This is a genomic window from Polaribacter filamentus (genome assembly GCF_002943715.1).
Lineage (GTDB): Bacteria > Bacteroidota > Bacteroidia > Flavobacteriales > Flavobacteriaceae > Polaribacter > Polaribacter filamentus.
The window spans coordinates 1-13,020 of record NZ_MQUA01000014.1; the positions used below are offsets into that span (position 1 = coordinate 1).

The 13,020-nt window shown below is 30.1% G+C and carries 14 protein-coding genes and 1 pseudogene; 5 read left to right on the top strand and 10 right to left on the bottom strand.

The genetic code is table 11. The features are described 5' to 3' along the window. Positions 1–169: 169 nt before the first annotated feature. Together BST83_RS16705 and BST83_RS16710 are read right to left on the bottom strand one after the other, a co-directional pair. Positions 170–577 carry a hypothetical protein gene (locus BST83_RS16705; RefSeq protein WP_104810924.1) on the bottom strand — a complete coding sequence of 136 codons (408 nt, stop codon included), beginning with the start codon at positions 575–577 and terminating at the stop codon, positions 170–172. Between the two features lie 15 nt (positions 578–592). After that, a complete protein-coding gene (locus BST83_RS16710) occupies positions 593–1,306 on the bottom strand; it encodes a hypothetical protein (RefSeq protein WP_104810751.1) in 714 nt (237 codons plus the stop codon). Between the two features lie 76 nt (positions 1,307–1,382). Between BST83_RS16710 and BST83_RS16715 the strand changes: the two genes are divergently transcribed. Together BST83_RS16715 and BST83_RS21185 are read left to right on the top strand one after the other, a co-directional pair. Then, the gene (locus BST83_RS16715) at positions 1,383–2,357 is read left to right on the top strand and encodes a LuxE/PaaK family acyltransferase (RefSeq protein WP_104810925.1); all 975 of its coding nucleotides are present in this window, start codon (positions 1,383–1,385) and stop codon (positions 2,355–2,357) included. 193 nt (positions 2,358–2,550) lie between these two features. Next, positions 2,551–2,847 (top strand): annotated as a pseudogene (locus BST83_RS21185) (YHS domain-containing (seleno)protein); the annotation flags it as partial. An 80-nt stretch (positions 2,848–2,927) separates the two neighbouring features. On the opposite strand, the gene tyrS reads toward BST83_RS21185, so the two are convergent. Beyond that, complete coding sequence (tyrS, locus tag BST83_RS16725) at positions 2,928–4,220, bottom strand: tyrosine--tRNA ligase (RefSeq protein ID WP_104810753.1); 1,293 nt, start codon at positions 4,218–4,220, stop codon at positions 2,928–2,930. Between the two features lie 163 nt (positions 4,221–4,383). Here tyrS and BST83_RS16730 point away from each other — a divergent pair, with 163 nt between their 5' ends. Continuing rightward, complete coding sequence (locus BST83_RS16730; protein ID WP_104810754.1) at positions 4,384–5,397, top strand: SDR family oxidoreductase; 1,014 nt, start codon at positions 4,384–4,386, stop codon at positions 5,395–5,397. Here BST83_RS16730 and BST83_RS16735 read toward each other — a convergent pair. The 4 genes from BST83_RS16735 to BST83_RS16750 form a co-directional block, all read right to left on the bottom strand. Continuing rightward, on the bottom strand, positions 5,375–5,875 hold the full coding sequence (locus BST83_RS16735) for a DUF4296 domain-containing protein (RefSeq protein ID WP_240614798.1): 501 nt from the start codon (positions 5,873–5,875) through the stop codon (positions 5,375–5,377). The two genes, BST83_RS16730 and BST83_RS16735, sit on opposite strands and share 23 nt — an antisense overlap. Beyond that, positions 5,835–7,175 carry a dihydroorotase gene (locus tag BST83_RS16740; RefSeq protein ID WP_104810926.1) on the bottom strand — a complete coding sequence of 447 codons (1,341 nt, stop codon included), beginning with the start codon at positions 7,173–7,175 and terminating at the stop codon, positions 5,835–5,837. The genes BST83_RS16735 and BST83_RS16740 overlap by 41 nt, the downstream gene beginning before the upstream one ends. A gap of 88 nt (positions 7,176–7,263) precedes the next feature. Next, positions 7,264–7,731, bottom strand: a complete 468-nt coding sequence (locus BST83_RS16745; RefSeq protein ID WP_104808305.1) for a GNAT family N-acetyltransferase — start codon at positions 7,729–7,731, stop codon at positions 7,264–7,266. Continuing rightward, the gene (locus tag BST83_RS16750) at positions 7,732–8,451 is read right to left on the bottom strand and encodes a polyprenol monophosphomannose synthase (protein ID WP_104808306.1); all 720 of its coding nucleotides are present in this window, start codon (positions 8,449–8,451) and stop codon (positions 7,732–7,734) included. A gap of 85 nt (positions 8,452–8,536) precedes the next feature. Between BST83_RS16750 and BST83_RS16755 the strand changes: the two genes are divergently transcribed. Together BST83_RS16755 and BST83_RS16760 are read left to right on the top strand one after the other, a co-directional pair. Next, positions 8,537–9,178: a DUF4271 domain-containing protein gene (locus tag BST83_RS16755; protein ID WP_104808307.1), complete on the top strand. Its 642-nt coding sequence runs from the start codon at positions 8,537–8,539 to the stop codon at positions 9,176–9,178. Positions 9,179–9,195: 17 nt separating this feature from the next. After that, entirely contained in the window at positions 9,196–9,942 is a 747-nt protein-coding gene (locus tag BST83_RS16760; RefSeq protein WP_104808308.1) for a uroporphyrinogen-III synthase, read from the top strand. Between the two features lie 107 nt (positions 9,943–10,049). Here BST83_RS16760 and BST83_RS16765 read toward each other — a convergent pair whose 3' ends face one another. The 3 genes from BST83_RS16765 to gdhA all read right to left on the bottom strand — a co-directional run bounded on the left by BST83_RS16765 (position 10,050) and on the right by gdhA (position 12,976). Then, positions 10,050–10,889, bottom strand: a complete 840-nt coding sequence (locus BST83_RS16765; protein WP_104810928.1) for an alpha/beta hydrolase family protein — start codon at positions 10,887–10,889, stop codon at positions 10,050–10,052. A 7-nt stretch (positions 10,890–10,896) separates the two neighbouring features. After that, positions 10,897–11,517, bottom strand: coding sequence for a LysE family transporter (locus BST83_RS16770; RefSeq protein ID WP_104808309.1), 621 nt, complete (start codon positions 11,515–11,517; stop codon positions 10,897–10,899). A gap of 115 nt (positions 11,518–11,632) precedes the next feature. Continuing rightward, positions 11,633–12,976, bottom strand: coding sequence for an NADP-specific glutamate dehydrogenase (gene gdhA, locus BST83_RS16775; protein WP_104808310.1), 1,344 nt, complete (start codon positions 12,974–12,976; stop codon positions 11,633–11,635). Between the last annotated feature and the right edge of the window lie 44 nt (positions 12,977–13,020).

A 13,020-nucleotide genomic window follows, 5' to 3' on the forward strand; every position in this document is an offset into this window, starting at 1 on the left:
AAAAATTGTTAGAAAACTATCTTGTAAAGTGTCTTCTGCATCTTGATAATTTCGAGAATATTTTAAACAAACAGCAAATAGTTTACCAGAAAAAAGCTGATAAACCTCTGCTTGCGCTGCAATTTTTTGTTTGCAACATTCCTTTATAAGTTCTTCTAATTTGATGGTTCTAATTTACAGGAACTACAACTTCCTCAAAAATATTTTCACCGTTACTATCCTTTCCTTTATAAAACTTAAAAACATAATCTTCTACTTGTGAAGCTTTTACTGGAATCTTCTTTTCTTCTTGAATAATTGCAAGTGTACAATGAGAATTTAATTCTACGAACGCAGAAATAGCAACAATTCTCGTAGTATCTATAGTTTCATAATATATTTCATTAAAATGATAACATCCATTTGGCAAAGAATATTTTACTGTAATTGTATCTATTTGACCATAGGTAAAACTTACAGGCGCTATCGCTTCATCTATTGGTAAATAGTCAAACGAATAATTTAGTTCGTCCTTATCATTGTTTAAACAAGAGTAAAAAACAAGTAATCCAAATAAAAGTAGTGTAAATTTTTTCATTTTTTTTTATTTTAATTAATATATTAGTGTTGGAATTCCGTTTTGACATTTTACTGAAGTCGGAGGATTTGTAATTGAACAATCTGAAATTAAACCCCATTTAAAGTTAAAATCTTTTTCGGCTTGTGCATATGCTTCTATTTTCTTTAGAAATGAAGCAGTATCTATTTGCGATGAATAGGCAATATAACCTTGAGCACCTCCGCAAGCTTTTGATCCATAAGCAACAAAAGACCAATCAGTAGCATTTAAACAAGAAACACTGTAGGACAAATTTTGAATTTCATTAAATAAATCCATTAAACTTCTATGTTCTATTTCTTGTGACGAAAGTTCTCTTTTTACAACCAATTTTTCTTCTGAAAGTTCTAAAATTCGCCATTGAAAATCTCCTGTAAAAGAAGTTGTGGTTATCTTTACAAGACCTTCTTCTGCGAATTCCCAAGTTCCAACATAATCACTAAATGTTAAAGGTGGCGTTCCACACCAACCAGAAGAGCGTTCCGTAAAAATAGCATTTTTTTTAAATAATATTCCGTAAGAATCATTTGGTAAAGAATTTACTCGAGTAAAAGTTATTTGTTCATCTTGGTAATTAGCCTCTGCCCAATTGCCAATTAATAAACTATTATTAGGATCTATAATTATTTCATTACTTTGATTGTTAATTTCGCAAGAAAATAGAAAAACTGTAAGAAATAATGATAAAAAGGCTGTTTTAGTTTTCATAATATTGAGTTCTTTATTATTAGATGAAAAAACTTTGAGAAGGTTGCGTCTAATAATCTTATTTTTGCACTATTCTATGCAAGAAACTATTTTTAACATAAAGTCTAATGAGCAGTTTACAAAAGCTGCACTTGAAGTTTTTAAACACCAGTTTAAAAACAATAAAGTATATCGTTCTTTTTGCGATTTAATTAATAGACACCCTTCGGATGTTACAAAAGTAGCACAAATTCCGTTTTTACCAATTCAGTTTTTTAAGTTAAGAGAAGTACTTTCATCAACAGAAAAAGTAGAAGAAACTTTTACAAGTTCTGGCACAACAGGAAGTGCTACCAGTAAACATTTTGTAACGGATATTAATTTTTACAAACAGAGTTATTTAAACGGATTTGCGAATTTTTACGGAAACATTGAAGAATATACTGTACTTGCTTTATTACCAAATTATTTAGAAAGAAATGGCTCTTCTTTGGTTTTTATGGTGGATGATTTAATTGCAAAATCTAAAAATTCTGAAAGTGGTTTTTATCTAAATAACTTAGATGAATTGGCGAAAAAACTCCTAAATCTTGATAAAAAAGGGCAAAAAGTATTGTTGATTGGCGTTTCTTTTGCGTTGTTAGATTTGATTGAAAAATACCAGTTTAAGCTTAAAAACACCATCATTATGGAAACTGGCGGTATGAAGGGGCGAAGAAAAGAACTCATCAGAAATGAATTGCATCAATTGTTACAAGATGGCTTTGGGGTTGGTGAAATTCACTCAGAATACGGAATGACAGAATTATTAAGTCAGGCGTATTCTAAGGGAAACGGTGTTTTTGAAACGCCACCTTGGATGAAAATTTTAACCAGAGACACCGAAGATGCTTTAACTATTTTGCCAACAGAAAAAGCTGGCGGAATTAATATAATCGATTTGGCAAACTACAATTCTTGCTCATTTATTGCCACGCAAGATTTAGGGAAAGTTTACCAAAACGGAACCTTTGAAATTATTGGTCGTTTTGATAATTCAGATATTCGAGGTTGTAATTTAATGGTGTTATAGTTTTGTAATGTTCATTTCATTTTATCGACAATTATAAAAATAAGAACTCAATGAAACACTTTATAACTATTTATTATTATCAACTTCTACTACTTTTTTTGCACAAAACTACAACACTAAACAAGGATTTGTTGCAGAAGGCTATGACGTTGTTTCTTATTTTAATAACAAAGCCGAAAAAGGAAATAAAGAATTTACCACAGAATTTGACGAAGTAAAATTTAAGTTTTCATCAAAAGAGAATTTAGAAATATTTAAAAAATCTCCTAAAAAATACATTCCGCAATATGGCGGTTATTGTGCCTATGCCCTTGGTGTAAAAGCTGAAAAGGTAGCTGTGAATCCTAAAACTTTCGAAATTAGAGATGGCAAATTATACCTATTTTACGATTCTTGGGGAATAAATACATTTGAGTTATGGAAAAAGGAAGGAGCAGAAAAGTTACAGAAACAAGCAAATAAAAACTGGCTTAAAATAATAGATAATTAATATTTTTACTCTTCTAGACCAAAATTTATAATAAAAAAAAAGCTGAATTAATTCAGCTTTTTTTTATTATAAAGTTAATGTTACTCTACTACTAGTAAATAATATGTTTTTTTACCCCGTTGTAATAACACATATTTATTTGCAATTAAATCTTCTTTAGTAATTGTAAAATCTTCTTTTACTTTTTCTTTATTTACTGAAATTGCATTTTCGTTTAACGCTCTTCTTGCTTCACCATTAGAATTTAAAAAGTTAGTTTTTGCTGCTAAAGCGCCAATCATATCCAACCCTTCTTCAACATCAGCAATAGATACAGTTGCTTGTGGTACGCCATCAAACACATCTAAAAAAGTTTGTTCATCTAAAGACTTCAAATCAGAAGCTGTAGATTTTCCGAATAAAATACTAGACGCTTTTAAAGCATTTTCATACGCCTCTTTTCCATGCGTCATTATGGTAACTTCTTCACCTAATTTCTTTTGTAGCAAGCGAAATCCGGGATCTTTTCTGTGTTCAGAAATTAAATTTTCTATCGTTTCTTTGTCTAAAAATGTAAACTTTTTAATAAAGTTTTCTGCATCTTCATCCGAAGAATTTAACCAATATTGATAAAATTTATAAGGCGATGTTCTATCAGCATTTAACCAAACGTTTCCTCCTTCTGTTTTTCCAAACTTTGTTCCATCTGCTTTTGTAACTAAAGGAACTGTAATTGCATACGCTTTTCCTTGCGCTTTTCTACGAATTAATTCTGTTCCAGTAGTAATATTTCCCCACTGATCTGAACCACCCATTTGCAGTTTACAATTTTTCTCTTGGTACAAGTGATAAAAATCGTATCCTTGAAATAATTGGTAGGTAAATTCGGTAAAACTCATTCCTTCAGAAGATTCAGAACTCAACCGTTTCTTTACAGAATCTTTTGCCATCATGTAATTTACAGTAATATGTTTTCCTGTATCTCTTACAAAATCGATTAATGAAATATCTTTCATCCAATCGTAATTGTTTACCAGTTCCGCTTTGTTTTCTACGGACGCATCAAAATCTAAAAACCGTTCTAAGTTTTCTCTAACACCAGCAATATTTTTAGCTAAAGTAGCTTCATCTAATAAATTACGTTCTGCAGATTTTCCAGAAGGATCGCCAACCATACCAGTCGCTCCACCAATTAAAGCAATAGGATTATGGCCTGCATTTTGAAAATGTTTCAAAATAAAAATTTGAACCAAGCTACCAATATGCAGTGAGTCTGCAGTTGGATCAAAACCAATATATCCAGCAGTTTTATTTTTTAGTAAATATTCTTCTGTATCTGGCATAATATCGTGCAATAGTCCACGCCAGCGTAATTCTTCAACAAAATTTGTCATTATAAATCTATAATTAATTTAAAATATGTCTGTTAAACTTAGCTTATCGAAGTTTTTTTATCGATTTCCAAACTCTAAATTCAACATTGTTAAACAAGTTAAATAACTACTTTTTAACGCTACAAAGATAAACTTATCAATGAAAAAATCATAAATTAGCACTATGATTTTAGTTACTGGAGGCACGGGTTTGGTTGGTTCGCATTTATTGTATCATTTAAGTTTACAAAATGATACAATTAGAGCTGTTTATAGAACAGAATCGTCTTTAGTAAAGGTGAAAAATGTCTTTTCTTTTTATACGGATGACAAAAATTTATTCAATAAAATTGAATGGTTTTTAGCCGATATTACCGATGTTCCTTCTATGATTCCCGCTTTTTTTGATGTAACACACGTGTATCATTGTGCTGCATTTATTTCCTTTAACCCAAAGGATTATCGAGAAATGCGAAAAATAAATATTCATGGAACTGCAATTATTGTAAATCTTTGTATTGATGCAAAAATTGATAAATTGTGTTATGTGAGTTCTATTGCGACTGTTGGAAATTCGTTAAAAGGAGATCTCAGTACCGAAGAACACGAATGGAATAAAGAGCTAAATAATAGCGGCTATTCTATTACCAAATTTGGTGCAGAAATGGAAGTTTGGCGGGCAAGTCAAGAAGGTGTTGATGTAGTAATTGTAAGCCCCGGAGTTATTTTAGGAAGTGGCTTTTGGACTGCTGGCTCAGGAAAATTATTCTCTCAAGTGTATAACGGATTTCAATTTTATACCGAAGGAATTACTGGTTTTGTGTCTGTGCAAGATGTTGTAAAACCAATGATTTTGTTAATGAATTCCGATGTTAAAAACGAACGTTTTATTTTAGTTTCTCAAAACAAATCATTTAAAGAAATCTTCTTTTTAATTGCAGATGCTTTTGGTAAAAAACGACCCTCTAAAAAAATAAAATCCTGGCAAACCAATATCTTTTGGCGAGTTGCTTGGCTCCTATCAAAAATTACAGGAAAAGAACCTTTATTAAGTAAATATTCGGCTAGATCTGCACATGCAGTTTCTAAATATTCATCAGAAAAAATAGAAAAAATACTTAATTTTAAATTTGAAAAAACAGAAAAATCAGTTGAAGAGATTTGTAAAAACTATATTAAAGAGCATTCTTTACCTTAAAATCTTTTTTATTTAACACCAAACTATCCTCTTTTATGTTATTTTTCTTAATTTCCCTAACCTTGTTTAGAGAGTCATTTCGTATCGAATCTCGTCTAGTATTTATATCGTCGTATATTTTTTTCTCTTTTTCTAAGCTAGCTTTCGCGTCCTCAAAAATTTCTTGATACAAATCTATTTTAGACATATAATACACATTACTAGTTTGAAAACGGGCACTATCAATTTTAAATTGATCGTAGACCAAAGACATGTATTCAATCTTAGTTTCTAGATTCTTATTTTTAACATATTTAGCGGAAGATGCAATCATCATTTCTTGAATTAAAAGACGCATTGTATCTCTGGGAATTAAGTCTTTTGGTTCTTCTAAAATAGTATTACTTGTGCAAGAAACCAAAAATATAAAAATTAATAAATAACTTATTTTCTTCATTTTAACGATTAAAAGTGATGCGTTTTCCTTTAATTTCATCATTAAAAACACCATTATTATAAATTAAATTTCCATTCACAAATGTGTGCGTTATGGTGGATGAAAATGTTGTTCCTTCAAAAGGAGACCAGCCGCATTTGTATAAGAGATTATCTCTAGAAACAGTTTGTGGTTTGTTCGTGTCAATTAAAACGATATCAGCAAAATAACCTTCTTTTATAAATCCGCGTTTTTCTATTTGAAATAATTTTGCAGGATTATGGCTCATTTTTTCAACTGCTTTTTCAATTGAAATTATGCCTTCTTTTACTTTCTCTAAAATTGCAACGATTGCATGTTGTACAAGCGGTCCACCACTTGGCGCTTTTAAATACTTATTACTTTTTTCTTCTAAAGTGTGTGGTGCATGGTCTGTCGCAATAACATCAATTCTGTCATCTAACAAAGCCTCCCATAAACCCAACCTGTCTGCCTCTGTTTTTACCGCAGGATTCCATTTAATATGCGTTCCTTTTTCTTCATAATCTTTATCTGAAAACCACAAATGATGAATACAAACTTCTGATGTAATTTGCTTTTCTTCTAAAGGAATGTCGTTTCTAAAAAGACGCGTTTCTTTAGCAGTGGATAAGTGAAAAACGTGCAACCTTGCTCCTGTTTTCTTAGCCAGTTCAATTGCTTTGGATGAAGACAAATAACATGCGGCTTCACTTCTAATTATTGGATGATATTTTATAGGAATATCTTCGCCATATTTTTCAATAAACTCTTCCGTGTTTTTTCTGATGGTCGCTTCGTCTTCGCAATGCACAGAAATAATCATTTTGGTTGATGAGAAAATTTTTTCTAAAATTTCTTCATTATCCACCAACATATTTCCGGTAGACGACCCCAAAAATAATTTAATTCCGGCTACTTTTTTAGAATCCGTTTTTAATAATTCTTCTAAATTATCGTTGGTACCACCAAACATAAAAGAATAATTTGCGTACGAATCTTTTGCAGCAATTGTAAATTTATCTTCTAATAATTTCTGAGTGGTCGCTTGCGGAACTGTGTTTGGCATTTCTATAAAAGTTGTAATTCCGCCAGCAATAGCAGCTCTACTTTCTGCTGCAATATTCCCTTTGTGTGTTAAACCAGGTTCTCTAAAATGCACTTGATCGTCTATAAAACCCGGAATTAAATACTTCCCATCCGCATTAATAATTTCTACATTGACGGGAGCTTTTATTTCTGATGAAATTTGTTTTATAATTTCATTTTCAATGAGAACATCACCTAAAAAAATAGTATTTTCATTTACAATTTTTGCGTTTTTTATTAAAATTGATTTCTTCATTCTCATTATTATTTAATAGCAATTACACAAAGGTTTTCGCAAACTTTATTATTGATGTTTTTAATGTTATGCCTAATTAATCGCGTTTTTAAATATCCATTCTCATATTTACTAAACTCTTTATAAGTCCGAATCTTTCATAAGCTTTTATAGCGCCAACATTGTTACTATACACATCTAGCCTTAGCTCTTTCAAGTCTTTTTCTTTTGCCCAGCCTTTTAAAGATTCTAAAATTAGACTGCTAATTCTTTGTCCTCTAAACGCAGGTTTTACAAATATAAAACCAATATAACCATGCTTTAAATTTTTATGATATTCTTTAGAATCCTCTAATCTAATATATCCAGAAGCAACTAATTCATCATTAAGAACCCCAACAATTAAATGACTTTTTTTCGAAGTAATTAATTGCGGAATATTATAATAACACAAATCACCATCCGCCAAAAAAGAATCTAAAGGTCTTTCGAACCCTATAACTCCTTGTTCAAATTGTAACAAAGTTTCTAAATCATCTAAATTTGCAGTTCTAATAGAAATAGGTTTGTTTATCATTTATTTTGGTAAGCCTTTTAAACGCATTCTTATTACTCCAAAAAGTGCTTCAAACACAATATTTCCGCTCATTTTAGACGTTCCTAAAGTTCTGTCAGTGAAAATAACTGAAACTTCTTTTATATTAAATTTATGTTTCCAAGCTTTAAATTTCATTTCAATTTGAAAAGCATAACCAGCAAACCTAATTTTATCAAGATTAATGGTTTCTAACACATTTCTTTTCCAACAAACAAAGCCTGCAGTTGTGTCAAAAACCGGAATTCTGGTTATAAAACGCACATATTTTGATGCAAAATAAGATAAAAGTACTCGTTTCATTGGCCAATTAACAACATTTACACCTTGCGAATATCTTGACCCAATAGAAACATCTGCGCCGTCTTTATAACACTTATTATATAAACGAATTAAATCTTTTGGATTGTGAGAAAAATCGGCATCCATTTCTATAATATAATTGTATTTTTTTTCAATTGCCCACCTAAATCCATGAATATAAGCACTTCCTAAGCCGTGTTTACCAATTCTTTTTTCTAAAAAAAGCTGTTTTGGAAATTCCGTAATAAGATTTTTAACAATTTCTGAAGTTCCATCTGGAGAATTGTCATCAACAATTAAGATATGAAATGCTTTTCTTTGATTGAAAGTGGCTCTTATAATAGCTTCAATATTTTCTTTTTCGTTGTAAGTGGGGATAATAACTAATGAATCAGACATAAATAAATAATATATGTAAGTAAGAAAACAAATATACATTATATAATTACTAATTTTGTGTTAATCATAACGAAATGAAAACTACTTGCAAGCACTAGAAAAAATAATAACTACTAAGAGTTGGGTTACAGCATTAATAATGCTACTATTTATAGGCGTAGTTTTATTAAAAGCATTAGACACCAATAGATTAAAAGGAAGTGTTTTTAGTTTGTTTAATATCAACTTTATAGAAAGCGAGTCTGAAGAAAATACAAGCTTTTTTGACTCCTTTAAGATCGTAATTTTCATGTTTACGGTAATTGTATTATCCCTATTAGCGTATCGCTTTAAAACGTATAGATTATCAATAAATGTATCAAGCTTTTCGTCTTATCTGCCCGTTTTTTTAAGTTTATTATCTTATTTTTTAATTAAAAGAACTTTAGAGTATTTGCTTTTTTACTTATTTTTAATCAAAAGAGACGTGCGTTTTTTCATTGTTTCAAAGGTTAATTATTTACATACAATTACATTTTTACTATATTTAGCAATAGTTTTAAGTGAATATATAGGTTTAAAACAATGGTATTTATTTTATTTTGCAGCCTTGTTATTTATTGTAAGATTTGTAATTCATATAGTAAGTAACAAAAAGCTGATATTTAATAAGTTGTTTTATTTTATTTTGTACATTTGCGCCGTTGAAATAGCCCCGCTATTTATATTGTTTAAAATGATGTTTTAATTATAGAACGAAAGCATATGAGAGTGAAAACAATTTTAGTATCACAACCTGCTCCCAAGACAGAAACTTCACCTTATTTTGATTTGTCTGACAAACAAAAAGTAAAAATCGATTTTAGATCTTTTATTCATGTTGAAGGGATTACGGTTAAAGATATAAGGTTACATAAAATTGATTTTAAAAACTTTACTGCAATTATTTTAACAAGCAGAAATGCTGTAGATCACTTTTTTAGAGTTGCAGAAGAAATGCGCTTTAAAGTGCCAGATTCTATGAAATATTTTTGTCAATCTGAGGCCGTAGCTTATTATTTACAAAAATATGTTGTGTATAGAAAACGTAAGATTTATGTTGGCACAAGGACGTTTACAGATTTAACCAAGTTAATAAAGAAACACAAAACAGAGAAGTTTTTATTACCTTCTTCGGATAAGTTAAAACCTTTAATACCTGCTGAATTAGATGAACTAGGCATTAATTGGACACGTGTAGATTTATATAAAACGGTAGTTAGTGACTTGTCTGATTTAGAAGATGTTTTTTATGATGTTTTAGTGTTTTTTAGTCCTTCAGGAATAGAATCTTTATTTCATAATTTCCCAAACTTCAAACAAAATAATACAAGAATAGCAGCTTTTGGTAATTCTACCATAAAAGCAGTTACAGAAGCTGGTTTAAAGTGCGATATTGAAGCACCAACTCCGGATACACCTTCTATGACAATGGCTTTAGATAAATATATTAAAGAAATAAATAAAAAATAATTTATTCTTAATTTTTACACTAAGCTTGTCGAAGTGTTTTTTCAGGGCAATATAAAACAAAAAAAATCGAACAGAAATGTTCGATTTTTTTTGTTTTAACAATCTATTTACTTCAAAAATTCAACACAAAATTTTACGGTAATTTCTAATTCTTTTGATCCCATTTTTTCTTTCCACGGATGAGAAGTATTAAAAACATGATTTGCATTTTCAATAATTTGATATTCACTTTTTGGATTCCATTTATGTAAATTTTCTGCTTCCTCGATCAAAACAGAAGTATCAGCATCTCCATGAATAATTAACTGCGAGATTTTTAAATTCTCAGTTGCTTTTTTCACATTAAAACGTTCTTTATTTTTGATAAAATCTTCATAAAACTGATAAAAATGAGGCATTTGCTGTTTTGTCCTTCCGTTTAAAACATATTTTACGCCGTCTTTTTTCCATTGCTCTAAATCGCCAATTGTAGCTGTTCTTTTTTCAAAATCACAAACTCCCGCCAACGTAATTACTTTTTTAATTCTGTTATCTTCATTTGCTTTTAATAACACGATTCCTCCACCTCTACTATGCCCAATCAAAGAAATAGCTTCTAAATTAATTTCATTTTTAAAATCCGAATTACCAGAAATCCAATCGATTACGGTTTCTAAATCATCCAATTCTTTTGTATAATTATTAGTACCAAAAGCTTCTAGATCCGGAAAATCTATTGGGTTATCAACAGTTCCTCCATTATGCGAAAAATTAAATTTGATGAAGAAAAACCCTGCATTTGCAAAAGTTTCCGCCAAGATATTCCAAGCTCCCCAATCTTTAAATCCTTTGTACCCGTGACAAAAAATAATTATTTTTTTTGGTTTCTTTGTTTCTTTATAAAAAACATCTGTAACGATAGGTTTGTTGTGTTTTCCTTTAACTTCTATGTTGTTTATATTTTTCATCTCTTCTTTAAAAAAATAGATTAATTACTGCTAAAACAGCTACGAATGCGGTTAAAATAGCTAAAATTATATTGATGTCTTTTGTTAGTTTCCCAGTCTTTTTCTGAATAAAATTAGCGGATTTCCCATATAAAAAAAGGATATAAAATGTACCAATTGCAGCTCCTAAAATAAAAAATAAAACGGAAATAACATCAAAACTAAACCTATTAAAAGCATCTAAAGTTGCCACTATTCCGCAAAAAAAAGGAATCGAAAACATATTTAAAACAGATAACGTAATTCCTGCTAAAAAAGCATTTTCCTTTTTTACAGCACCTGTTTCAATCTTAATTTTCCTTTTTTTTGATTCTCTGTAAAAATAGTAAGATAAAAAAACAAAAATTACAATCGCTATTTTTTCTAAGGTTTCTATAATTAATGGATTTTCTACAATCCCTTTCGTTAAAAAAACAGAAATATAAGCTTGTGGAAGTGCAACTACCGAAACACCAATTGCATATTCATTTAATTCTTTTTTACCGTTTTCTAAACTAATTTTTAGCGCTGTCATGTTTAGCATACTTGGAGTTATCGAGCCCAGAAAAGAAAAAATAAATCCGAAGAAAAAATGTGAAACTAAAATCATTACTTAAAAATTGATAGGTATTATAATTTTTTTTAAAACTACGGTATATATACTTACAAAAAAACGCATCAAATAAATTGATGCGTTTTTTATATTTAAATTTACTACTAAATCTTTATACAACTCCTTGGGCTAACATTGCGTCTGCAACCTTTACAAAACCTGCAATATTTGCACCTTTGATATAATCTATTGTTCCGTCTTCATTTTCACCATATTCTACACAAGAATCATGAATATCTTCCATAATATCTTTTAATTTATCATCTACTTCTTTACGAGACCAACTTAATCTTAAAGAATTCTGACTCATTTCTAAACCAGAAGTTGCAACTCCCCCTGCATTTGAGGCTTTTCCTGGAGCAAATAATATTTTTGCATTTTGAAACTCATGAATTGCTTCCGGTGTAGAAGGCATATTTGCTCCTTCAGAAACACACATACAACCGTTTTTAATTAATTGTTTTGCTTCGTCTCCATTCAACTCATTTTGAGTTGCACATGGTAACGCAATATCACATTTCACAGACCAAGGTCTTCCTCCTGCTACAAATTTTGCATTTGGATATTTTTCTGTGTATTCGCTAATTCTTCCTCTTTTTTCATTTTTGATGTACATTATATGCTTCAACTTTTCTGTGTTGATTCCTTCTTCATCTAAAATGTAGCCTCCAGAGTCTGATAAAGTTAAAACAGTAGCACCTAATTCTATCGCTTTTTCTGCAGCATATTGTGCAACGTTTCCAGAACCAGAAATCACTACTTTTTTACCTGCAAAAGAATCTTCTTTACGCAATAACATATTTTGTGCAAAATACACCGTACCATACCCTGTTGCTTCTGGTCTAATTAAAGAACCACCCCAAGACGCACCTTTACCAGTTAAAACTCCTGTAAATGAGTTGTTTAATTTTTTATACATACCAAACATAAATCCAATTTCTCTTGAACCAACACCAATATCCCCGGCAGGAACATCTGTATTATGACCAATATGTCTATACAATTCTGACATAAATGAATGACAAAAACGCATAATTTCATTTTCTGATTTTCCTTTTGGATCAAAATCAGAACCACCTTTTCCACCACCCATTGGCAAAGTAGTTAACGAGTTTTTAAACACTTGTTCAAATGCTAAAAACTTTAAAATACTTGCATTTACTGTTGGATGAAAACGCAAACCACCTTTATAAGGGCCAATTGCCGAATTCATTTGTATTCTATATCCTCTATTTACTTGTATTTCTCCATTATCATCTACCCAAGAAACTCTAAAAGAAATTAATCTTTCTGGCTCTACCATTCTAAGTAAAATATTTTTACCGTTATAAATATCGTGATTTGCGATATAAGGAATTACAGTTTCTGCAACTTCTTGAACGGCTTGTAAAAATTCTGGCTCATGGTTATTTCTAGTTTTCACCATTTCCATAAACTCTTTAATCTTTAATTCCATAATGTTTGATTTGATTTTCTACGATTTGTATACAAATTTAACGA

Coding starts and splice junctions, on each gene's coding strand:
- BST83_RS16705 (WP_104810924.1), bottom strand. CDS start 577: ATGAAAAAATTTACACTACTTTTATTTGGATTACTTGTTTTTTACTCT.
- BST83_RS16710 (WP_104810751.1), bottom strand. CDS start 1,306: ATGAAAACTAAAACAGCCTTTTTATCATTATTTCTTACAGTTTTTCTA.
- BST83_RS16715 (WP_104810925.1), top strand. CDS start 1,383: ATGCAAGAAACTATTTTTAACATAAAGTCTAATGAGCAGTTTACAAAA.
- tyrS (WP_104810753.1), bottom strand. CDS start 4,220: ATGACAAATTTTGTTGAAGAATTACGCTGGCGTGGACTATTGCACGAT.
- BST83_RS16730 (WP_104810754.1), top strand. CDS start 4,384: ATGATTTTAGTTACTGGAGGCACGGGTTTGGTTGGTTCGCATTTATTG.
- BST83_RS16735 (WP_240614798.1), bottom strand. CDS start 5,875: ATGATGAAATTAAAGGAAAACGCATCACTTTTAATCGTTAAAATGAAG.
- BST83_RS16740 (WP_104810926.1), bottom strand. CDS start 7,175: ATGAAGAAATCAATTTTAATAAAAAACGCAAAAATTGTAAATGAAAAT.
- BST83_RS16745 (WP_104808305.1), bottom strand. CDS start 7,731: ATGATAAACAAACCTATTTCTATTAGAACTGCAAATTTAGATGATTTA.
- BST83_RS16750 (WP_104808306.1), bottom strand. CDS start 8,451: ATGTCTGATTCATTAGTTATTATCCCCACTTACAACGAAAAAGAAAAT.
- BST83_RS16760 (WP_104808308.1), top strand. CDS start 9,196: ATGAGAGTGAAAACAATTTTAGTATCACAACCTGCTCCCAAGACAGAA.
- BST83_RS16765 (WP_104810928.1), bottom strand. CDS start 10,889: ATGAAAAATATAAACAACATAGAAGTTAAAGGAAAACACAACAAACCT.
- BST83_RS16770 (WP_104808309.1), bottom strand. CDS start 11,517: ATGATTTTAGTTTCACATTTTTTCTTCGGATTTATTTTTTCTTTTCTG.
- gdhA (WP_104808310.1), bottom strand. CDS start 12,976: ATGGAATTAAAGATTAAAGAGTTTATGGAAATGGTGAAAACTAGAAAT.